This window comes from Nocardia transvalensis, from assembly GCF_015477765.1.
Taxonomy (GTDB): domain Bacteria; phylum Actinomycetota; class Actinomycetes; order Mycobacteriales; family Mycobacteriaceae; genus Nocardia; species Nocardia transvalensis_A.
This window is the reverse complement of record NZ_JADLQQ010000004.1, coordinates 576,642-597,816: the sequence shown is the minus strand read 5'-3', so window position 1 is coordinate 597,816 and position 21,175 is coordinate 576,642. Positions and strand designations below refer to the sequence as shown.

The following is a 21,175-nucleotide window of genomic DNA, read 5'->3' as shown; positions in this document are numbered from 1 at the left end:
TCCGGACCGCGCATTAGGCTTGTCGTGCACGACACAGATCCGTTCGTCGGGCAGCCCATTCACACAGCGCCGTGTATTGTGCCGCGCGCACTTGTTTCGGCCGGCACCACAGGGAACGAGGAGTCTCAATGTCCGTTCGGGGGCACGCATTCGGTATCGACATCGGCGGTAGCGGGGTCAAGGGCGCCGTGGTGGATCTGACCACCGGCGAACTGGCCCACGACCGCATCAAGATAGCCACTCCGCAGCCCTCGACCCCGAACGCCGTCGCCGAGACCGTCGCCAAGCTGGTCGCCCAGGCCGACTGGGAGGGCCCGGTCGGCATCACCCTGCCCAGTGTGGTGGTCAACGGTATCGCCCGCACGGCCGCCAACATCGACAAGAGCTGGATCGACACCGACGCCCGGCAGCTGTTCTCCCTCGCGCTGGGCGGCCGCGAGGTGGTCGTGCTCAACGACGCCGACGCCGCCGGTATGGCCGAGGACCGCTACGGCGCCGCCCGCAATATCGACGGGCTGGTCATGCTGCTGACCTTCGGCACCGGGATCGGCTCGGCGCTGCTGTACCACGGCACGCTGGTCCCCAATACCGAGTTCGGGCACATCGAGGTCCACGGGAAGGAGGCCGAGCACCGCGCCGCCTCCTCGGCCAAGGAGCGAAAGAATCTGTCGTGGAAGCAGTGGGCCACCGAGGTGACCAGGGTGCTGGTGACGCTCGAGAATCTGCTCTGGCCCGATGTCATCGTCGCCGGTGGCGGCATCAGCCGCGACGCCGACCATTGGATCCCCTTGCTGGGCAACCGGACTCCGGTGGTGGCCGCCCATCTGAAGAACACCGCCGGCATCGTCGGCGCCGCCATGGCCGTCGAGGCGGGGATCGCGCCGTGAGCGAGATGTCGTGAGCCTTGGAAAATACCGCAAACATCCGGCGCGCGCGCCGATGAGGTGTCGACGTGGGCATCTGGTTTCGATCGTTACAATGGAACGCATGACCGGCGGTAGGCCGGACCCGACACCGGCACGAGAGCCGGATTACCCCCGACAGAACCGCTCCGCCGGATGTTTCACTCTGGCGTGACGCCGCACGAGACCGTCACGAAAGGGCGTACGTGGTAGCCACGAATACCCGACAGACCGCCGAATCGGCCGAAGCCGCCGACTCCGCAGAAAGCACCATCGCCGCACGGCCGGTCAAGAAGGCTGCCGCCAAGAAGGCTCCCGCCAAGAAGGCCGCCGCGAAGAAGGCGCCTGCCAAGAAGGCCGGTGCCAAGGCCGCCAAGAAGGCTCCGGCCAAGAAGGCGGCCGCGAAGAAGGCCGCTCCGGGTGCCGAGAACGAGGTCGAGGAGAACCTCGACGACGAGTCGTTGGATCTCGACGATCTCGGTGATCTGGAAGTCCCCGACGACGATCTGGCCGAGGACGCCGAGCTCGTCGACGAGGAGGTGGCCGTCGAGGACGACGAGGAGGCCGAGGACGAACCCTCGGAGAAGGACAAGGCCTCCGGCGACTTCGTCTGGGACGAGGAGGAGTCCGAGGCCCTGCGGCAGGCCCGCAAGGATGCCGAACTCACCGCCTCCGCCGACTCGGTGCGCGCCTACCTCAAGCAGATCGGTAAGGTCGCGCTGCTCAACGCCGAGGAGGAGGTCGAACTCGCCAAGCGCATCGAGGCGGGGCTGTACGCCACCGAGAAGTTGCGCGAGTTCGCCGAGAAGGGCGAGAAACTGCCCGTGCAGGCGCGCCGCGATCTGCAGTGGATCATGCGCGACGGCAACCGGGCCAAGAACCATCTGCTCGAGGCCAACCTGCGTCTGGTCGTCTCGCTGGCCAAGCGCTACACCGGCCGCGGCATGGCGTTCCTGGATCTGATCCAGGAAGGCAACCTCGGCCTGATCCGCGCGGTGGAGAAGTTCGACTACACCAAGGGCTACAAGTTCTCCACGTACGCCACCTGGTGGATTCGGCAGGCCATTACCCGCGCGATGGCCGACCAGGCCCGCACCATCCGCATTCCGGTGCACATGGTCGAGGTCATCAACAAGCTGGGCCGTATCCAGCGCGAGCTGCTGCAGGACCTGGGCCGCGAGCCCACGCCCGAGGAGCTGGCCAAGGAAATGGACATCACCCCGGAGAAGGTGCTGGAGATCCAGCAGTACGCCCGGGAGCCCATCTCGCTGGATCAGACCATCGGCGACGAAGGCGATTCGCAGCTCGGTGATTTCATCGAGGACAGCGAGGCCGTCGTCGCGGTGGACGCGGTGAGCTTCACGCTGCTGCAGGATCAGCTGCAGTCGGTGCTGGAGACGCTGTCCGAACGCGAGGCGGGCGTGGTCCGCCTGCGCTTCGGCCTCACCGACGGCCAGCCGCGCACCCTCGACGAGATCGGCCAGGTGTACGGGGTGACCCGCGAACGCATCCGCCAGATCGAGTCGAAGACGATGAGCAAGCTGCGCCACCCCAGCCGCTCGCAGGTCCTGCGCGACTACCTCGACTAGGTCGTTACCCGCACACGAGCGCCGCCGAAGTTCCGGCGGCGCTCGTCGTTTCTGCGGAAAACCTTTCCGCCGCAAGCGGACGCGCCGCAGCGGTCGGTGACTTTCCCCGGCGCCGCCAGCAGACTGGACCGCCGTGGAGCAGTTGGTCTTGATCTTCGTGCTGGCGTTCGCGGCGATTCTCGCCCAGCCGCTGGGCCGGCGCATCGGCCTGGCTCCGGCCGTGCTGATGACCGTGTTCGGGCTGATCCTCGCGGTGATTCCGTTCGTGCCGAGCATCGATATCGAGCCGGATCTGATTCTGCCGCTGGTGCTGCCGCCGCTGCTGTATGCCTCGGCGCGGCGCACCTCCTGGCAGCAGTTCGCCGCGAACGCGCTGCCGATCCTGTTGCGCGCCGTCGGTTTGGTGGTGGCGACGGCGTTCGCGGTGGCGGCGGTGTTCCATGCGTGGTACCCGGCGGTGCCGCTGGCCGCGGCCCTCGCGCTGGGTGCGGTTGTCGCGCCGCCGGATCCGGTGGCGGTCAGCGCCATGGCCGGGCGGCTCGGGCTGCCGCGCCGGTTGGTCGCGATGCTCGAGGGCGAGGGGCTGTTCAACGACGTGACCGCGGTGGTGCTCTACAACGTGGCCGTGCAGGCCGTGCTCACCGGGCGCTTCTCGGCCTGGCACACCGCACTGGATTTCGTGATCTCGGCGGTGGTGGCGATCGCGGTCGGGGTGGTCCTGGGCTGGGCGGGCAGCCGATTGATGCGCAAACTCGGACAGGCCACCTGGCAGGTGGCCCTCGGTCTGCTGTTGCCGTTCGGCGCCTACGGGCTGGCCGAGTTCTGGCACGGTTCGGCGGTGCTCGCGGTGCTGATCTGTGCGCTGTATCTGGTCGATGCCGCAACGGATTTCAGCGACAGTGCCTTTCGCGTGGTCGGCGATTCGGTGTGGGAGGTCATCGATCTGCTGGTGACCGGTGTCGCATTCGGGCTCATCGGACTGGAACTCACGACCGTGCTGACGGCCGCGGGGCCGGAGTGGCCGAAACTGCTGGGTGGGACGGCGGCCGTCATCGCGGTGGTCGTGCTGTTGCGGTTGGCGTGGCTGCTGATCACCACGGCCATGGGCGGCCGGTGGTGGCGCCGGCACGACACCGACGAGCCGTACACCTGGCGTGAGTCGATCGTCACGTGGTGGGCCGGTATGCGCGGGGTCGTCACCGTGGCGCTGGCGCTGGCCGTGCCGTTGACCACCGCCGACGGGTCGCCGTTCCCGGGCCGGGACCGAATCCTGTTCATCGCCTTCGCCGTGGTGCTGTTCACCCTGCTGCTGCAGGGGCCGACGCTCCCGCTGATCGTGCGAGCCACGCACGTCCAAGCCGACACCGAGGTCGAACGGGAACTGGAACGCCGCCTGTGGACGCGGATTCTGCGGGCCGAACTGGCCCGGCTGGAGCAGATCGCCGACCGCGAGGATCTGCCCGAAGACATCTATCGGCGATTGCGTGAGAACTTCGAACGCCGCCTGGCCCGCGCCGATCCGGACGCCGCCGAACAGGCCGAGGTCGCCGACACCAAGGCCGTCGAGCGCGCCACGCATTTCACCGACGCCATCCGCGAGATCAGCAACGAGGTCCTCGAGGCCGGGCGCACCGAGGCGCTGGCGGCCCGCCGCGAGATGCCGCCGGATCTGGTCGACCGCGTCATGCGCCGCCTGGATATGCCGCGCCCGTCGCCCCTGTTCTGACCCTGCGACCGATATCACCGGTCCAGGCGTTTTACACCCGACGGGCCTCAGGAACCGCTTGGTCGGTTCTCAGCTGGAACGAGCACTGTCGGTGATCGTGGACAAGTTGGTGTTGGTGTTCGTGCTGCTGTTCGCGACGATTCTCGCGCAACCGGTAGCCCGCCGCACCGGCTTGGCGCCGACGGTGCTGATGACGCTGTTCGGGTGCGGGCTGGCCGTGGCGCCGTTCGTGCCGCACACCCATATCGATCCGAATCTCATTCTGCCGCTCGTCCTTCCGCCGCTGCTGTACGCCTCGGCACGGCGCACGTCGTGGCGGCAGATCGCGGCCGGATGGGGTGCGATCACCCTGACGGCGGTGGGGCTGGTGGCGGCCACGGCGGTGGCGGTCGCGGCGGTGGTCCACGCCTGGCGTCCGGCGGTGCCGTTCGCCGCCGCCCTGGTGCTGGGTGCGCTGGTGGCCCCGCCGGACCCGGTGGCGGTGGCGGCGGTGGCCGGGCGGCTCGGGCTGCCGCGGCGGCTGGTGGCGGCGCTCGAGGGTGAGGGGTTGTTCAACGACGTCACCTCGGCGGTCCTCTACACCGTCGCGGTGCAGGTGGTGGTCACCGGCCACTTCTCGGGGTGGGGAGCGCTGTGGGATCTCGCGGTCTCGGCCGTCGTGGCCGTCGCGGTGGGGCTCGGGCTCGGCTGGTGCGGCAGCCTGCTGACCCGCCGGCTCGCGGAGCCGAGCTGGCAGGTCGCGCTCGGGCTGCTCCTGCCCTTCGCCGCGTACGGTTCGGCCACCGCGTGGGGTGGTTCCGCGGTGCTGGCGACCCTGGTGTGCTCGCTGTATCTGACCGAGGCGGCGCTCGGATCCTGCGGCAGCGCCTATCGGCTGATGGGCGATTCGTTCTGGCAGATCACCGAGATGCTGGTGACCGGATTCGCCTTCGGATTGGTCGGATTGGAGTTGCGCAGCGCCCTGCAGGCGGTGAGCGGCGACTGGCCGTCCCTGCTCGGCATCGCCGCCGCGACGATCGCCGTCGTCGTCGCCCTGCGGCTGGGGTGGCTGATGGCGACATGGTCGGTGCTGCACCGGTGGTGGCGGCGCCGCGCGGCCGACGAGCCCTACACCTGGCGCGAAACCCTCGTGACGTGGTGGGCCGGCCAGCGCGGTGTGGTGACAGTGGCTCTGGCACTGGCGATTCCGTTCACCACGAAGACCGGTGAACCGTTCCCGGACCGCAGCGTGATTCTGTTCGTCGCCTTCGCGGTCGTCCTGTTCACCCTGTTGGTTCAGGGCCCGACCCTGCCCTCGGTGGTGCACGCGAGCGGGGTGCGCGCCGACGCGGAGGACGATCACGAATTCGAACACCGCCTGTGGCATCGCATTCGCGACGCCCAACTGGCCCGCCTGGACCAGATCGCCGCTGCCGAACAGCTTTCCGACGAGATCTACCGCAGCCTGCGCGACGGTTTCGCGACCCGCCCGACCTTCGGCACCGGCGCCGACCCCACCGTCGCCGTCACCACCGACCGCACCCTGCTCCTCACCGCCCGAATCCGCCGCCTCACCAACGACATTCACGCGGCGGGCCGTGCCGAGGCGCTGGCCGCCCGTCGAGAGCCCATGGCCCCCACCGACATCGTCGACCGCGTCATCCGCCACTTGGACCTCCGCTCCCACCTCCACCCCGGACCCTAGCGCCCTGCCGCGGTGAATTGCCCGATCAGCCCGGATCTGTCGAGCATTCTCGACACCCACCGCTGTCGTGGATGCGGATCGGCTACGGGGCCGCTAGCTGGGCGCATGCTCACCAGCAAACTCAGCTAATATTTCCAATCCTTCTAGCGCAAATTTTCTACCTGCGGTTTTTTGGCTACTGTTCGGCACTGTCGGCGACGCAGTCGTCGAAGAAGGCGTACTGGCCAGGAGTCCGCATGCTGGAAATCGACCACTTCAGCTATGGGTGGCTGACACCCGTTGTGGCATATGCCATGTCCGTCATCGGGTCGCTGCTGGCCCTGCGCTGCATGGTGCGGGCCCGGACGAGCCCGGGTCGCGGCGGATGGATCGCCACCGCGGCGATCGCGCTCGGCGGCACCGGCATCTGGGTCATGCATTTCATTGCGATGCTGGGCTTTTCGGTGCGCGAGGCCACCATCCGCTACGACGTGCCCATCACGCTGTTCAGCGCGATGATTGCGATGGTCGTGGTGTGGGTGGGGCTGTCGATCGTGGTGCGCCGCCACGGCGGGCTGTTCGCGCTGCTGACCGGCGGGGCGGTCACCGGTCTCGGCGTGGGTGCCATGCACTACTCGGGCATGTATGCGATGAAAACCGATGCGGCCGTGGGGTACGACCCCTGGATCGTCACCCTGTCGATCGCCATCGCGGTGGTGGCGGCGACCGCGGCCCTGTGGTTCACCCTGCACGTGCGCGGCATCCTCGCCACGGTCGGCTCGGCGATGATCATGGGTGTGGCCGTGTGCGGTATGCACTACACGGGCATGTTCGCCATGCACGCGCACGTGGCGTCTCACGTCCCCGCTCCGGTGGGCGCCCAGGCCCACCAGCTGCTGACCCCGCTGATCGTCGGCGTCAGCATGGTCACCATGCTGCTGCTCCTGCAGGTGGGCGTCACCGATGCGGACGAACCCGATCTCAGCCGCATCCGGGGCCAGTACGCGAGCCGGTACTGGCCCAGCCGCGGCCCCGCGCCGAAGCGGGAACCCTTCTCCGACGGGCCTTTCGACCCACCGCGACGGTGACCGTCATCCGACGTCGAGGACCCGTCCGGTCGAGGAAGGCAGTTCGGTGCGGTCGGTGGTGTCCTTGAGATCCACGCCGGAGCGGCCGAGCCGGCGCGCCCCGGCCACGAGTCCGGCGGCGATCTTCGCCGCGGCCGCGTAACCCAGCCCGTCGGGCGGATGGATATTGGAGATGCAGTTGCGCTCGGAGTCGGCGCGGCCGGGCCGTGGCAGGTGGGTGAGGTAGATGCCGAGGCTGTCGGCGACCGACAGCCCCGGCCGCTCGCCGATCAGCACCAGCACGGTGCTCACCCCCAGCGCGTGGCCGATGTGGTCGCCGATGGCCACCCGCGCCTGGGTCGCGATCACCGGCGGTGCGAACCGGTACTGTTGCCCCAGTTCGTCTTTCAACGCGGCCAGCATGGCGACGCCGTGATCGTGCAGCGCCCGCGGCGACAACCCGTCCGCCAGCACGACCCCGATATCCGCGCCGGTCGCGCGCAGTTCCGAGAAGCCCTGTCCCGATTCGGTTTCCGGCAATCGTCCCAGATCCGGCCGGCGCAGGTACTCCGAGCGGTCGAGGGCCCGGCTGCGCACCCACACCGGATCCCCCGGCCCGATCGCCGCCGCCCGGGCGGTGAGCTCCGGCACCGCGAGCGGCGTGTGCACCGCATCGCGTGCCGCCGCGTGCGCGGCCCGAAACACCAACACCTGCCTGGTCGGCAGCGCGTCCCCGGCCCGCCCGAGCCCGATCCGGGCCTGGGTGCTGCGCCGCAGTTCGCTCCAGAAGTCTCGGGGATCCTCCGGCTCCCACGCCACCGCGGCGCTCATCGGGTCCCCGCCAGCGCACGCAGGGGCGAGGCCAGCGGCGCGACCTCACGGATGCGACCGGCCGCGTCCAGCATGCCGAGACCGTCGAGCCACGCGGCGAATTCCGGAGCGGGCGCGAGCCCCAACACCTTTCGCGCATACAGCGCATCGTGGAAGCTGAGGCTCTGATAGCCGAGCATGACGTCGTCGGCGCCCGGCACCGCGATGACGAAGGCCACGCCCGCGGCGCCCAGCAGGGTCAGCAGGGTATCCATATCGTCGGAGTCGGCCTCGGCGTGGTTGGTGTAGCAGACGTCCACACCCATGGGCAGGCCGAGCAGCTTGCCGCAGAAGTGATCCTCCAGCCCGGCGCGGATGATCTGCTTGCCGTCGTAGAGGTATTCCGGGCCGATGAAGCCGACCACGGTGTTGACCAGCAGCGGATCCAGGTCGCGCGCAACGGCGTAGGCGCGGGTCTCGAGGGTTTGCTGATCGACGGGGCGGCCGTCGGTGCCCAGATGCGCGCCCGCGCTCAATGCCGACCCCTGCCCGGTCTCGAGATACATCACGTTGTTGCCGACGGTGCCGCGGCCCAGCGAGCGACCGGCCTCGTTGGCCTCCCGCAACAGCGAAATATTCACGCCGAAGCCGGAATTGGCGCCCTCGGTCCCGGCGATCGACTGGAACACCAGATCCACCGGCGCCCCGGATTCGATCAACTCCAGGGTGGTGGTGACATGCGCCAGCACACACGACTGGGTGGGGATGTCGAAGCGGCGGCGCACCTCGTCCAGCAGCATCAGCAGATCCGCTGTCGCGCGGGGCGAATCGGTGGCCGGATTGATGCCGATCACGGCGTCTCCGCAGCCGAGCAGCAGGCCGTCCAGAACCGCGGCGGCGATCCCGCGCGGATCGTCGGTCGGGTGGTTGGGCTGCAGCCGGGTCGCCAGCGTGCCGGGTATTCCGATCGTGGTCCGAAATGCGGAGCGCACGTCCACGGCACGGGCGACGGCGATCAGGTCTTGATTGCGCATCAGTTTGCTCACCGCGGCCACCATCTCCGGCGTCAGTGCGCGCGACACCGCCGCCAGTGTCGCCGCCGCGTCGTCGCGAGCGGCCGTCGCCAGCAACCAGTCCCGCAACCCGCCGACCGTCAGATGCGACACCTGCGCGAACGCCACTCGATCGTGCGTGTCGATGATCAGCCGGGTCACCTCGTCGGTTTCATAGGGCACCACGGGTTCGGTCAGGAAGACCGGCAACGGCACCTCCGCCAGCGCCCACTGTGCCGCCGCGCGCTCGGCATCCGATCCGGCCGCGCATCCGGCCAGTTCGTCGCCGCTGCGCTGCGGTGTGGCCTTCGCCAACAGCTCCACCAGACCGTGAAAGGTGTAGGTGGTGCCGCCGAGGGACTGCCGATACACCGTCATACGAGTCCTCCTCCGCCCGCCGATATCACGGCTGCCGATTCTGATCGGACAATGTTGCCGTCCGGTTGGCGAATATTGCGCCGAGATGTCGCCGCGGCACCCTCCCCCACCAGAATGCGACTGAGCTGGCCTTTTGCCCACAGCCACGGACCGCGATGTGCGCCACACCCGTACGCAACTTCCGGCGGGCGCGTCGACGGGCGAGCGCGCCCGGGACACGCGAGACTGATCGGCGTGGGTGCCTCCGTGCTGAACTATTACCGGTCCCCGTGGACCCGCACGATCGACCTCGCAGCCGAATGGCGTGCGCTACGGACCCGGTGGCACCGCCGCCCGCGGTGGTACCGCCCGCTGCGCGCCGTGCACGACTTCCTCGGTGGCGCGCCCGCCAGCTGCGCCTACGCGTTCACCCTGTTCGTGACCTGGTGGACGTTGCGGGGCATCAGCGATTTCGCCGGGCACCGGCTGATCCTGTCGGCGTCGACGAATCTGCACAATATGCGCCGCGATCCGGTGCAGGTGCTGGTCGCCTCGGCGTTCTGGACCGAGGGCGGATTCCCGTGGGTGACCGTCCTCGGCTTTCTCACCGTGATGGCCTTCGCCGAGCGCTGGCTGGGCACCCTGCGCTGGATCCTCGTCTTCGCCACCGGCCATGTCGCCGCCACGCTGGCCGTGGTCACCGGGATCGCCTACGCCGTCGACCACCGGCTGATCCCGCTGAAGGTGGTGGTGGCCGCCGATGTCGGTGCCTCGTACGGCTTTTCGGCCGTGCTGGGGACGCTGACCTATCATCTGCGCGGCACCGCCCGGCTGATCTGGATCGCCGGGCTGCTCGGCTGGTTCGCCTTCGGGGCGTGGCACGGGCGCACGTTCACCGATTACGGCCACCTCACCGCGCTGGTGATCGGCGTGTTCGTCGGAGCCGTGGCCGTCGCCGTCTCGCGGTGGCTGGAGCGGATCGGCGGGCACTCCCGCGGTGAGCGGGCCCCGACCACCTGATCCGCGCCGCTATCGGTCCCCTGCCCGCGGCGCTCCCGCCCCGGCCGTCTCCGACTCGACCGCGACGGGAGCCTGTTCCCGCCGCTTCACCATCCGCACCGCGGGCTCGACCACACGGGCGGCGATCGGCCCGAGCACCGCCATCAACAGCACATACGCCGAGGCCAGCGCGGCCAGTTCAGCGCTGACCGCCCCCATCGTCACCGCCAGTCCCGCAATGACAATGGAGAACTCGCCGCGCGCCACCAGCGCGGCGCCCGCGCGAGCCGCACCCAGCCGCCGGATGCCCTGCCGGTGCGCCGCCCACCACCCCGTGCCGATCTTGGTCAGCGTGGTGACCACCGCGAGCAGGACCGCCCAGCCCAGGACCGGCGGAATACTACGCGGGTCGGTGTTCAGCCCGAAGGCCACGAAGAAGATGGCCGCGAACAGATCGCGCAACGGCTCGAGCAGTTTGGCCGCATTCTGCGCGGTCGAGCCGGAGATCGCGATGCCCAGCAGGAACGCCCCGACCGCGGCCGATACGTTCAACGACGAGGCCACCCCGGCCACCAGCAACGCCGCACCCAGCAGCTTGAGCAGGAACACCTCCCGATCGGCGCTGTCCACGATCGCCGACACGTACCGGCCGTAACGCAGCGCCACGACCAGCACGACGGTGATCGCCAGCAACGCGATCGCCAGGGAACGCAATCCGGCCATGAAGCCGATCCCCGCCAGCAGCGTGGTGAGGACCGGCAGGTACACCGCCATCGCCAGATCCTCGAACACCAGGATGGTCAGCACCACGGGCGTCTCGCGGTTGCCGAGCCGGCCCAGATCGTTGAGCACCTTGGCCACGATCCCCGAGGAGGAGATGTAGGTGACCCCGCCCATGGTGACGGCACCGGTCGGCCCCCAGCCGAGTATCAATGCCACCGCCACGCCCGGGGTCGCATTGGCGACCAGGTCGACCACGCCGGCCACCCAGGATCTTCGCAGTCCCGTCATGAGCTCCGGCGCGGTGTACTCCAGACCGAGCAGCAACAGCAGCAGCACCACCCCGATCTCCCCGGCCACATGGCCGAATTCGGTGGCGGACTCCAGCTCGATCACACCGCCTTGGCCGAAGGCCAGGCCACCGAGCAGATACAGCGGGATCGGCGACATGCCGAAGCGGCCTGCGACCCGCCCCAGCACCCCCAGGGCGAACAGGATGGAACCGAGTTGAACGAGGGCGAGTGCAGTCGATCCCACCACATCACCCGTCGGTCAGGATCGCGAGGGCCGCATCCAGCCCATCCGGAGTACCGACCACGACCAGCAGGTCATCGGCGGCCAGGACGAAATCAGGGCCCGGCGACGGGTAGACCTGCCCGGCCCGCATGACCGCGACGATGGACGCCTTGGTGCGGGTGCGCATGCGGGTCTCGCCGAGTGCGCGTCCCTGGAAGGGCGAGGAGTCACCGATGGGCAACTGACGGGTGATGATGCCCGGCATATCGCGATGGTCGGCGTTGAGCTTCTCCACCAACTGCGGCGCGCCGAGCAGGTTGGCCAGGACCGCGGCCTCGTCGGTGGTCAACGGGATCTGGGCGGCGCAGGCGTCCGGATCGTCGGTCTTGGAGACGATCAGGTCGATGCCGCCGTCACGGTGGGAGACCACCCCGATCCGGCGGCCGGATCGTGCCTCGAAGTCCTTGCGTACCCCGATTCCGGGCAGCGCTGTCACGTCGACATTCACGCCCTACACCCTAGGTCAGGCGTCCGAAATCTCCGGAAAGGCACCGTTGGCGCCGGGTCGGTAGTCGGTAACCTCGACCACGGCGGCGACCGGGATCGGACCGTACAGGTGCGGAAACAGCATCGCGGACGGATCGCCGGGCACACCGGGTTCCCACTTCACCGGGGCTCCCAGTCGGTCCTGGTCCAGCCACAGCAGCACCAGGTCCTCCCGACCGGCGAACAGGCGGTTGGCGGGTAGATGCACCTGCTGGGGCGTGGACAGGTGGATGAAGCCTTCGGTGTCCAGCGAGGGGGCCAGCCGCTGCCCCACGGCGCGGGCGACCTCCCACTCGTCGCGGGTGCACATGTGAAGCAGCATGCGCGCCTTGGCAATTCGGGCATTCTCGGCGACCATGGGTCGACCATAACCTACGTCACACCGGCTGTGGCCTCGGAGTTTGCCGAAACCCGAGTGTGAGTGTCGGTGGGCCGGGGTAATCTGCCGACAAGACAACTGGATCGGCCTGTTCACGGAGGTGGGCCCGCGTACCACCCGAGCTGGCCAGCGTGTTCGCTTTCCGCGAAATGCCTGGTCATGTTAGGGAAAACACAAAGAAACATCTCCGGGAACAAAGCCCCCGTCCCGAACGTCTGACAAAGTAGTCATAGCCACTGCTGGGAAGTAGCGGTAGCGAGCCCGCGGAAGGGACCGCGGGCCCCACACCCAGGCGAACGGCTTTCTGCGCCGGGAGCCAGGACGGAGGAGTCATGCCAGGAACACTGACTAGCACCCCACTGACCGCGGTCGACCGTTGCGACCGCTGCGGGGCGGCCGCGCGCGTGCGCGCGACCCTTCCCGCTGGTGGCGAGTTGCTCTTCTGCCAGCATCACGCCAATGAGCACATGGCGCGTCTGCGCGAGCTCGAGGCCGTGATCGACACGGAGTCGGCACCGGCGCTGTAATCAGCTCCTTCGTCCGCTCGACAAGTAAATCCCTCAACTGAACAAGCCACGACGGGCGGCCCTTTCGGGGCCGCCCGTCAGTCGTTCCGGAAGAGAGCTATCTCACAGCGTGAGCCCCGCCTCGATGCCGTCGAGCAGCCGCGCCAGGCCGAAGTCGAAGTCCCCGTCCGGATCGCCGGGCGCCTGATATTTCTCCCCCACCGTCGCCCCCACCCGCCCGGAGAGCGGGAACTCCGCGGGCGGGATGACCCGAGTCAGCAACGGGCCGTGCACCTCCCACCACTGCGCATCGCTCATCTCGCGCGCGCTGCGCTGGGCCGCGACCGCCATGCGGGCATTACCCGTCGCGAATTCCGACAGCACCGCGATCACCCGGTCCATCTCCAGGTCGGTCAGGCCGATCCCGTCGAGCGCGGCCAGTTGCCGCTCGTAGCGGCGTAACCGGCCCGGCCCCAACACCAATCGCCACGGCGGCACCTCCAGTAGCCACGGATGCGCGATCAGCTCCGCGCGCACGCCGCGGGCGATCTCGGCCATCCGCTCGCGAGTGGGCAGGGTGGCGTCGATCGGCGCGTCCTCGGCGGCGACGGCATCGACCATGAGGATGATCAGCGCTTCCTTACTGGGCACATACGTGTAGACGCTCATCGTGCCCAGCCCCAGTTCGGTGGCCACCGCACGAATCGACACCCGGTCGTAGCCGTCGCGGTCGGCGATCGCGATACCGGCCCACACCACCTCGTCCACGCTGACCGTCTGCTTGGGCCCGCGCACGCCCTGCTGCGGCGGAAGCGCCTCCCGCCACAGCAGGGTCATGAGCTGTTTCGCCTGCTCGACCGCCGTGTCGTCGGTCACGGACACTCCCGTCGGAATATCGGTACGATGTACGGAGTTATAATACCCCGTACGCCGTACGTTGATCAGAGGGGTTCGTTCTGCCCACCACACATGCCACCTATCTGCCCGATCGGCATCTGTTCGCGCTGTGGACCTGGACCGGCCACGGCCCCGGGCCCGCACCGGGCGCGGAATCCGAGCCCATCGCCCTCGCCGTCCCGGCCGCCGCGGGCGGGTTCACCGTCACCGCGGTCGAGTGCACGATCGCCGAGCCGGAGCGGTTCACCGCCCTCGTTCCCGGGGATCCCGGCGCGTCCGTCGCGGCCTGGCACTCGGTCCTGGCGGGCGCGCCCGATCCGACGCTACCGACGGCCGGGCATGCGGTACCCAATGCGGCGGGCACGGCCGTCGTGTCGGCCGACCGGGCGGTGCGGGCCTGCACCGGCACGCTGGCCGTCGCCGCCGAACTGCGCAATACGTTGAAGGCCGAGCTGCGCCCCTATCAGGCCCGCGGCATCGCCTGGCTGCGGGAGACGACAGCGACGCACGGCGGGGCGATCCTGGCCGACGAGATGGGTCTGGGAAAGACCGTGCAGGCCATCGGCTATCTACTCGGGCGCGGCGAGCAGGGTCCGCAGCTGGTGATCTGCCCGACCTCGCTGGTCGGCAATTGGGTGCACGAGATCGAACGGTTCGCATCCGAGCTGCGGCCGGTGGCCTGGCGCGGTGGCGAACTGGCGGCCGGGCCGGGCACGGTCGTGGTGGTGGGTTATCCGACCCTGCGCGGGCACGGCCGTGCGCTGGCCGAACACCAGTGGGCCACGGCGGTTTTCGACGAGGCGCAGGTGCTGAAGAATCCGCGGACCCAGGTGGCCCGGGCAGCGCGGTCGATCGCCGCGCAGGCCAGGGTGGCGCTGACGGGGACGCCGGTGGAGAACCATCTGGACGAATTGTGGGCGCTACTGAATCTCGTTGTCCCGCAGTCCTTCACTCACCAGGCGCAATTCCGGCGGCGCTTCGTGCGGCCGATCCACGAGGGCTCGCACGACGCGGTGATCCGGCTGCGCGACACCCTCGAGCCGATCGTGCTGGCGCGCAAGAAGAGCGAGGTGGCCGCCGCGCTGCCGCCGAAGATCCACTGCGATCTGGTGTGCGATCTCACCGACGAACAGCAGCGGCTCTACGACGAGTTGCTCGACCGCGCCGAAGCCGAGGGATTCGGTGTCGGCGCCCAGCGGCACAGTCGCGTGCTGGCGGCGCTCACGGAACTGAAGCAGGTGTGCAACCACCCCGGCCTGGTGACCGGCGACCTCGACGAATTGGACGGGCGCTCCGGCAAATTCGACGTCTGTTTCGACATCCTCGCCAACAATCTCGAATTGGACTCCCCCACGCTGATTTTCACGCAGTACCGGCGAACGGGTGAGCTGCTGGTCCGTCACTGTGCGGAACGATTCGGCGTGCAGGTGCCGTTCTTCCACGGCGGCCTGAACTCCGCCGAACGCGGTGAGATCGTCACCCGCTTCCAGGCCGCCGACGGCCCGCCGGTGCTGGTGCTGAGCCTGCGCGCGGCGGGCACCGGGCTCACCCTCACCCGGGCGGCGGACGTCGTGCACTTCGATCGCTGGTGGAATCCCGCGGTGGAGGCCCAGGCCTCGGATCGGGCGCATCGGATCGGGCAGACCCGCCCGGTCACCGTCACCACCCTCACCACCGGAACGACGGTCGAGGAACATATCGCCGCCATGCACGAACGCAAGGCCGTGCTGGCCGATCTCGGCGACGCCCAAACCAATCTCGTGGCCGCCCTGGCCCGTCTGGACGACGAACACCTGCTGGAGATCCTGCGGCGGAAGCGAGGGAACTGAGATGGCCGACAACGAATTCGGGTATACGGCCTGGGGGATGGATTGGGTCCGCCTGGCCGAACCGCTGAGCCTGACCCGCCCCGAACCGCTGCTGCCCCGCGCCCGCAGCGTGGCCCGCCACGGCGGCGTGCACCTCGAGATCGACGGGACCACGGTGCGCGCGAGCATCCACCGCGGTGCGCAGGCGTCGGTGACCTATCTGGAGCTGACCCCGCTGTCGCGCGAAACGATCACCGCCATCGGTACCGTCGTGCCCGCCCAGGCGGTCGAACTCGGCGACGATCTACACGCCGCGCTGAGCGCAGCGGGCATCTCCGTCGCTCCTCGCCTGCTGAGCACCGACTGCTCCTGCTCCGCCCGCACCCCGCGCTGCCTGCACTACCTCGCCACCTGCTACGCCCTGACCCGCCGTGTCGACGAAAACCCTTGGCTGGCCTTGGACCTGCAGGGCTACCGCCGTGACCTCACCGACGAACCCACCACCACCGACACCCCACCACCACGCTGGACACCGCTCGACTCCCTCGACCCAGCAACATATTTCACGATTCCCGCGGTATGACCCACGCCGATCCGGGCGGGCGCCCCGACGTTCCGGGACGGCGAGAACGCTACCGGCGGTAGGCCCGGAAGCGGAAGCTTCCGGTTCCCCGCTCGACCTCGACGTCGGTGAACCCGACGCGCGTGAGGCGATCGGTGAGCGTGTCGGGTGGGACGGGGACGCAGGTGTCGCCGATATGGAGCAGCCGGAAGCCGAGGCGGTCCAGGCCGTCGCTGCCCGCGAAGACACCACCGGGGCGCAGGACACGGAACGCCTCGGCGAACAGGGCGTCCTGCTGGGTCGGCGAGGGGACGTGGTGCAGCATCGTGAAGCTCACGACCGCGCTGAATTCCTTGTCCGGCAGGGGCATTGCGGCACCGTCCCCCTCCACCACGTCGATCAGGTCACCCTGCCGGTCGCGCAGTCGCGCGGCCAGGACCGGGTCTATCTCGACTCCGGCCAGCTTTCGCGTGCGCTGGTGCAGCGCACGCACATTCGCGCCGTAGCCGGGTCCGACCTCCAAAGTGGCGTCCCCGAGGTCGACACCGGACAGTGCCCACGGCACGATCCGGGTGGCGCTGGCGCGTTCCCATCGCGCGGAACGGCAGAGCAGGCGGTGCACGAGATTCATCGTCATGGTCACGACGCTAGGGATCGCCGCGGGTGACCGCGAGACGCTACCGTGACAGATTGTGTCGCCAAACGGTCATGCCCGCCTGCTGCCCGCGCCGACGGGACCGACCGCCATGGTGTTCGGGGCCAGCGTGCTTCCGGCGGGCCACTGGTTCGACCGGCACCAGCACCCGCAACACCAAATCGTCTGGGCCTCACGGGGAGTGCTCGCCGTGGACGTGGGCGGCGGGCACTGGGTGCTACCGCCGACCAGAGCGCTGTGGATCCCCCACGGCACCGTCCATCGCACCGGAACCTCCGGCGGCGCGACCATGCGCGGCATCTTCGTCGAGCCCGCTCGGTGCCCGGTCACCTTCGCGGCCCCGACGCTGTTGCGCGTCGGCCGCTTACTGCACGAGCTGTTCGACTATTTGACGGCAGGCAGTGGACATCCCGCCTCCTCGGCACAGTGGACGACGATGCTCCGGGCCGACACCACGGCCGGCGACAACGCCCGGGCGCCCCGGACCGATAGCGAAAACCACCGCACAACAACATCTTTCGACACCGCCGATCGCCACGGCAATGCTCTCGACGCCGATCGTCGCCGACGCGCGGAGGCGGTGGTGTTCGACCTCCTCGAACCGGTACCGGTGATCCCTGTCGGCGCTCCGCTACCCACCGATGCGCGGGCCCGGACGGTCGCCGAGGCGCTGCTGCGCGATCCGGCCGATGACCGGACGCTGGCGCAGCTGGCCGTCGGCGCCGCGGCGAGTCCGCGCACCCTGGCCCGGCTGTTTCTCGCCGAGACCGGAATCACCTTCGGGCAGTGGCGGACTCAGATTCGGCTCGCGGCCTCGCTGCCGCTGCTGGCTGCCGGGCTGCCGGTGGCCCGGATCGCCGAGCGGGTCGGCTACGGGACCGCGAGCGCCTACGTGGCCGCCTTCCGCCGCGCCGTGGGGGTTTCCCCCGGACGGTACTTCGCCCGCTGAGGCTCAGGCGTTGGTGCCACCGTCCACGGTCAGGACGGCGCCGCTGATGCTGCGACCCGACGGTCCGGCCAGGAAGGCCACTGCCGCGGCGATATCGTCCGGGCTGCCGTACCGGCCCAGAGCATTGAACTGCAACTGCTGGGGCGCGTGCTCGCCACCCGCCGGGTTCATATCGGTGTCGGTGGAACCGGGCTGCACCAGATTCACCGTAATGCCGCGCGGGCCCAGCTCGCGCGCCAAAGCCCGGGTGAAACCGTTCAACCCCGACTTGCTCAGGTTGTACAGCGAGATACCGCCGAAGATCGCGCGCTCGGACAGATTCGAGCCGATGCTGATGATCCGCCCGCCCTCGGTCATGTGGGCGACCGCGGCCTGCGCGGCCACGAAGGCGGCCCGGGAGTGGATGTTCAGCGCCTGATCGATCTCGGCGACGGTGAACTCCTCGAACGGCTTGGCCGGGAAAATGCCCGCGTTGTTGACCAGGACGTCGAGCCGTCCCAGCTCGTCGGCGGCGCGATGCACGGCGGCGGTGACCTCACCCGCGGCGGCGCTGTCGGCCCGGATGGCCAGCGCACGGCGGCCCAGCGCCTCGATCTCGGCCACCACCTTGCGCGCGTCCTCCTCGCCGCCGCGGTAGGTCAGTGCGACATCGGCGCCCGCCGCGGCCAGGTGCCGCACGATTGCCGCGCCGATGCCCCTGCTGCCGCCGGTGACGAGGGCCGCGGTGCCGGTGAGGTCGTTCATCTCGAACTCCTAATTCTGTGTCGATCAGTACATAAATAACCCAAGCAGATGCCGACGAGGAGTGTCAAGGGGTATATTTAACGATCGATACAGAAAGGGTGGTGACCATGGCCGAACGCGGACGACCGCGCGCCTTCGATCGCGCCCTCGCGCTGCGGCGCGCGATGGAGGTGTTCTGGGAGCACGGCTACGAGGGCGCCTCGATGAGCGACCTCACCGCGGCGATGGGCATCAACTCCCCCAGCCTGTACGCGGCCTTCGGCAGTAAGGAGAACCTGTTCCGCGAGGCCGTGGACCTGTACCGCACCACCGACGGCAGCTACACCGCCCGCGCCCTGCGCGAGGAGCCGACCGCCCGCGCGAGCATCGAGGCGATGCTGCGCGACAACGCCACCGCCTACGTCGACGGCACCACCCCGCGAGGCTGCATGGTCGTCCTCGCCGGCTCCACCTACACCACCCGCAACGCCACCATCCGCGACTTCCTCGCCGAAAAACGCAGGCACACAACCGAAGACATCCGCAGCCGCCTCGACCGCGGCATCACCGACGGCGACCTCCCCGCCGACACCGACACCACCGAACTGGCCACCTTCTACGCCACCATCCTGTTCGGCCTCTCCATCCAGGCCCGCGACGGCGCCACCCTCCCCCAACTCAACCGCTCCATCGACCGAGCCATGGCCGCCTGGCCCGTCCCCGAAACCGCCCCAACCTGATCCCGGCCACAAGCATGCCGGGACATGAGGGAGTTCGGCACGCCAGGAATACGAGGCGGTACAGCACGTCGGGATGACGACTTGGCGCTACGCGCACCGCAACACGTTCCGGCAGCTACTCCATCTTCCGGCCGCCACTCCACCTCCCGGCCCACTTGACCTCCCGGCGGACGCTCTACTTCCCGGCGGCCATCCCAATTTCCCGATCCCGGCAGGCGTCCCAATTTCCTGATCCCGGCGTGCTTTTCGCCGGGATCAGGACCGCCTACATGCGGCGGAGGGCGGCGATGCGTTGGGAGAGTTGGTCGGCGGTGGCCAGGGCCGTCGGTGGGCCGCCGCATTCGCGGCGGAGTTCGCCGTGGATGACGCCGTGGGGTTTGCCGGTGCGGTGGTGGTGCATGGCCACCAGGCTGTTGAGTTCGCGGCGTAGTTCGCCGAGGCGGTCGGCGGTGGCGACGCGTTCGGCGGCGGCCGCGACGTTCGTGCCGGCGTCGGGGGCCGGGGGTGCGGCCGCGGCGGCGCTGCGTTCCTTGACCTGGCGGGCCTGGCGGTCGCGCAGCAGGGCGCGCATCTGCTCGGCGTCGAGCAGGCCCGGGATACCCAGGTAGTCGGCCTCCTCGTCGCTACCGGCGAAGGTGGCGGTGCCGAACGAATCGCCGTCGTAGATCACCTGATCCAGCTCGGCGTCGGCGGCCAGGGCGACGAATTTGCGCTCCTCCTCGCCGGGCTCGTCCTGCTGCTTGTTGGCCTCGATCAGCAGCTCGTCCTCGAGACCGTTCTTCTCGCGATGCGGTTTGCCGATGACATGATCGCGCTGCACCTCCAGCTGCGCCGCCAGATCCAGCAGCACCGGCACCGACGGCAGGAACACACTCGCCGTCTCACCGGGTCTGCGCGCACGCACGAACCGGCCGATGGCCTGCGCGAAATACAGCGGGGTCGAGGCACTGGTGGCATACACGCCGACCGCCAGCCGCGGCACGTCCACGCCCTCGGACACCATGCGCACCGCCACCATCCACGGTTCGGTGCTGGCCGAGAACTCGCCGATCCGCTTGGAGGAACTGGGGTCGTCCGACAGCACCAGCGCGGGCTTGGAACCGCTGATATGTTCCAGCAGTTCGGCGTAGTCGCGGGCCTTGTCCTGATCGGTCGCGATCACCAGACCACCCGCATCGGGCATGCCGGTGGCGCGCAGCTGGCGCAGCCGGGTATCAGCGGCCGACAACACCTTCGACATCCAGTCACCCGCGGGATCCAATGCGGTGCGCCAGGCCCGCGCGGTCTGTTCGAGGCTCAACGGCTCGCCCAGCCGCGCCGAATACTCCTCCCCCGCACTGTCGCGCCAATGCGCCTCGCCCGAGTAGGCCAGGAACACCACCGGCCGCACGACGCCGTCGGCGAGCGCCTCGGAATAGCCGTAGGTGTAGTCGGCGCGCGAACGCGGGAATCCGGACTCGTCGGGTTCGTAGGTGACGAACGGAATCTGCGAGTCGTCGCTGCGGAACGGGGTACCGGTCAGCGCGAGCCGCCGGGTGGCGTCGCCGAATGCCTCCGCGGTCGCCTCACCCCAGCTCTTGGCGTCACCGGCGTGGTGGATCTCGTCGAGAATCACCAGGGTGCGCCGATTCTCGGTGCGGACCCGATGCTTGTACGGATGCGACGCCACCTGTGCATAGGTGACCACCACGCCGTGATAGTCGCCCGAGGTCGCGCCGGTGGTGTTGGAGAAGTTCGAATCCAGCGCGATACCGACCCGCGCGGCCGAGGCGGCCCACTGATGTTTGAGGTGCTCGGTCGGCGCCACCACCGTCACCTGATCGACGGTGCGGTCGGCCAGCAGTTCGGAGGCCAGCCGCAGCGCGAAGGTCGTCTTACCGGCGCCCGGCGTCGCGACCGCGAGGAAGTCGCGTGGCTTCGTCGTCAGATATTTGGTGAGTGCCCTGCGCTGCCATGCACGTAACGAACCACCACCACCCGAAGTCACTCCAGAGAGATTAGCGACCCCC

At 69.1% G+C, this 21,175-nt stretch carries 20 protein-coding genes; 11 read left to right on the top strand and 9 right to left on the bottom strand.

Annotated features, from left to right (window positions below):
• The first annotated feature begins 128 nt into the window (after positions 1–128).
• From ppgK to IU452_RS14485, 5 genes are all read left to right on the top strand, one after another.
• Positions 129–887, top strand: a complete 759-nt coding sequence (gene ppgK, locus IU452_RS14505; RefSeq protein ID WP_195109503.1) for a polyphosphate--glucose phosphotransferase — start codon at positions 129–131, stop codon at positions 885–887.
• A gap of 221 nt (positions 888–1,108) precedes the next feature.
• Positions 1,109–2,491 (top strand): RNA polymerase sigma factor, encoded by a 1,383-nt coding sequence (locus tag IU452_RS14500; protein ID WP_416382315.1) that lies wholly within the window; start codon positions 1,109–1,111, stop codon positions 2,489–2,491.
• A 133-nt stretch (positions 2,492–2,624) separates the two neighbouring features.
• Complete coding sequence (locus IU452_RS14495) at positions 2,625–4,217, top strand: Na+/H+ antiporter (protein ID WP_195109502.1); 1,593 nt, start codon at positions 2,625–2,627, stop codon at positions 4,215–4,217.
• 58 nt (positions 4,218–4,275) lie between these two features.
• Positions 4,276–5,901 carry a cation:proton antiporter gene (locus IU452_RS14490; protein WP_228817548.1) on the top strand — a complete coding sequence of 542 codons (1,626 nt, stop codon included), beginning with the start codon at positions 4,276–4,278 and terminating at the stop codon, positions 5,899–5,901.
• A gap of 236 nt (positions 5,902–6,137) precedes the next feature.
• The gene (locus tag IU452_RS14485; RefSeq protein ID WP_195109501.1) at positions 6,138–6,968 is read left to right on the top strand and encodes an MHYT domain-containing protein; all 831 of its coding nucleotides are present in this window, start codon (positions 6,138–6,140) and stop codon (positions 6,966–6,968) included.
• 3 nt (positions 6,969–6,971) lie between these two features.
• Here IU452_RS14485 and eutC read toward each other — a convergent pair whose 3' ends face one another.
• Entirely contained in the window at positions 6,972–7,778 is an 807-nt protein-coding gene (eutC, locus tag IU452_RS14480) for an ethanolamine ammonia-lyase subunit EutC (protein WP_195109500.1), read from the bottom strand.
• On the bottom strand, positions 7,775–9,187 hold the full coding sequence (locus tag IU452_RS14475) for an ethanolamine ammonia-lyase subunit EutB (RefSeq protein ID WP_195109499.1): 1,413 nt from the start codon (positions 9,185–9,187) through the stop codon (positions 7,775–7,777). Before IU452_RS14475 ends, eutC begins: the two co-directional genes overlap by 4 nt.
• Before the next feature lie 234 nt (positions 9,188–9,421).
• On the opposite strand from IU452_RS14475, the gene IU452_RS14470 reads away from it, so the two are divergent.
• Positions 9,422–10,186, top strand: coding sequence for a rhomboid-like protein (locus IU452_RS14470; protein ID WP_195109498.1), 765 nt, complete (start codon positions 9,422–9,424; stop codon positions 10,184–10,186).
• A gap of 9 nt (positions 10,187–10,195) precedes the next feature.
• On the opposite strand, the gene IU452_RS14465 is transcribed toward IU452_RS14470, so the two are convergent.
• From IU452_RS14465 to IU452_RS14455, 3 genes are read right to left on the bottom strand one after another with little or no spacing between them, the layout of a single operon-like run.
• Positions 10,196–11,422, bottom strand: coding sequence for a cation:proton antiporter (locus tag IU452_RS14465; RefSeq protein WP_195109497.1), 1,227 nt, complete (start codon positions 11,420–11,422; stop codon positions 10,196–10,198).
• A 4-nt stretch (positions 11,423–11,426) separates the two neighbouring features.
• Positions 11,427–11,909, bottom strand: a complete 483-nt coding sequence (locus tag IU452_RS14460; RefSeq protein WP_195109496.1) for a cation:proton antiporter regulatory subunit — start codon at positions 11,907–11,909, stop codon at positions 11,427–11,429.
• 15 nt (positions 11,910–11,924) lie between these two features.
• A complete protein-coding gene (locus tag IU452_RS14455; protein ID WP_195109495.1) occupies positions 11,925–12,305 on the bottom strand; it encodes a DUF952 domain-containing protein in 381 nt (126 codons plus the stop codon).
• A 353-nt stretch (positions 12,306–12,658) separates the two neighbouring features.
• On the opposite strand from IU452_RS14455, the gene IU452_RS14450 reads away from it, so the two are divergent.
• Positions 12,659–12,853 carry a DUF7455 domain-containing protein gene (locus IU452_RS14450; RefSeq protein ID WP_195109494.1) on the top strand — a complete coding sequence of 65 codons (195 nt, stop codon included), beginning with the start codon at positions 12,659–12,661 and terminating at the stop codon, positions 12,851–12,853.
• A 102-nt stretch (positions 12,854–12,955) separates the two neighbouring features.
• Here IU452_RS14450 and IU452_RS14445 read toward each other — a convergent pair whose 3' ends face one another.
• A complete protein-coding gene (locus IU452_RS14445) occupies positions 12,956–13,708 on the bottom strand; it encodes a TetR/AcrR family transcriptional regulator (RefSeq protein WP_416382314.1) in 753 nt (250 codons plus the stop codon).
• Between the two features lie 119 nt (positions 13,709–13,827).
• On the opposite strand from IU452_RS14445, the gene IU452_RS14440 reads away from it, so the two are divergent.
• Positions 13,828–15,558: a DEAD/DEAH box helicase gene (locus IU452_RS14440; RefSeq protein WP_195109660.1), complete on the top strand. Its 1,731-nt coding sequence runs from the start codon at positions 13,828–13,830 to the stop codon at positions 15,556–15,558.
• Between the two features lies 1 nt (position 15,559).
• Positions 15,560–16,120 (top strand): hypothetical protein, encoded by a 561-nt coding sequence (locus tag IU452_RS14435; RefSeq protein ID WP_195109493.1) that lies wholly within the window; start codon positions 15,560–15,562, stop codon positions 16,118–16,120.
• A 49-nt stretch (positions 16,121–16,169) separates the two neighbouring features.
• Here IU452_RS14435 and IU452_RS14430 read toward each other — a convergent pair whose 3' ends face one another.
• A complete protein-coding gene (locus IU452_RS14430; RefSeq protein ID WP_195109492.1) occupies positions 16,170–16,736 on the bottom strand; it encodes a class I SAM-dependent methyltransferase in 567 nt (188 codons plus the stop codon).
• A 55-nt stretch (positions 16,737–16,791) separates the two neighbouring features.
• Here IU452_RS14430 and IU452_RS14425 point away from each other — a divergent pair, with 55 nt between their 5' ends.
• Positions 16,792–17,703 carry a helix-turn-helix transcriptional regulator gene (locus IU452_RS14425; RefSeq protein ID WP_324192612.1) on the top strand — a complete coding sequence of 304 codons (912 nt, stop codon included), beginning with the start codon at positions 16,792–16,794 and terminating at the stop codon, positions 17,701–17,703.
• A 3-nt stretch (positions 17,704–17,706) separates the two neighbouring features.
• Here the strand turns inward: IU452_RS14425 and IU452_RS14420 are convergent, their stop codons facing one another.
• Positions 17,707–18,447 carry an SDR family NAD(P)-dependent oxidoreductase gene (locus IU452_RS14420; protein WP_195109491.1) on the bottom strand — a complete coding sequence of 247 codons (741 nt, stop codon included), beginning with the start codon at positions 18,445–18,447 and terminating at the stop codon, positions 17,707–17,709.
• 107 nt (positions 18,448–18,554) lie between these two features.
• Between IU452_RS14420 and IU452_RS14415 the strand changes: the two genes are divergently transcribed.
• Positions 18,555–19,166, top strand: a complete 612-nt coding sequence (locus tag IU452_RS14415) for a TetR/AcrR family transcriptional regulator (protein WP_195109490.1) — start codon at positions 18,555–18,557, stop codon at positions 19,164–19,166.
• A gap of 265 nt (positions 19,167–19,431) precedes the next feature.
• Here the strand turns inward: IU452_RS14415 and IU452_RS14410 are convergent, their stop codons facing one another.
• Positions 19,432–21,153: a DEAD/DEAH box helicase gene (locus IU452_RS14410; protein WP_324192611.1), complete on the bottom strand. Its 1,722-nt coding sequence runs from the start codon at positions 21,151–21,153 to the stop codon at positions 19,432–19,434.
• Positions 21,154–21,175: the final 22 nt, after the last annotated feature.

Bases quoted from the DNA above. Each gene is read 5' to 3' on its own strand.
- IU452_RS14475 (WP_195109499.1), bottom strand. From the start codon at position 9,187: ATGACGGTGTATCGGCAGTCCCTCGGCGGCACCACCTACACCTTTCAC.
- IU452_RS14430 (WP_195109492.1), bottom strand. From the start codon at position 16,736: ATGACGATGAATCTCGTGCACCGCCTGCTCTGCCGTTCCGCGCGATGG.
- ppgK (WP_195109503.1), top strand. From the start codon at position 129: ATGTCCGTTCGGGGGCACGCATTCGGTATCGACATCGGCGGTAGCGGG.
- IU452_RS14455 (WP_195109495.1), bottom strand. From the start codon at position 12,305: ATGGTCGCCGAGAATGCCCGAATTGCCAAGGCGCGCATGCTGCTTCAC.
- IU452_RS14420 (WP_195109491.1), bottom strand. From the start codon at position 18,447: ATGAACGACCTCACCGGCACCGCGGCCCTCGTCACCGGCGGCAGCAGG.
- IU452_RS14435 (WP_195109493.1), top strand. From the start codon at position 15,560: ATGGCCGACAACGAATTCGGGTATACGGCCTGGGGGATGGATTGGGTC.
- eutC (WP_195109500.1), bottom strand. From the start codon at position 7,778: ATGAGCGCCGCGGTGGCGTGGGAGCCGGAGGATCCCCGAGACTTCTGG.
- IU452_RS14450 (WP_195109494.1), top strand. From the start codon at position 12,659: ATGCCAGGAACACTGACTAGCACCCCACTGACCGCGGTCGACCGTTGC.
- IU452_RS14415 (WP_195109490.1), top strand. From the start codon at position 18,555: ATGGCCGAACGCGGACGACCGCGCGCCTTCGATCGCGCCCTCGCGCTG.
- IU452_RS14485 (WP_195109501.1), top strand. From the start codon at position 6,138: ATGCTGGAAATCGACCACTTCAGCTATGGGTGGCTGACACCCGTTGTG.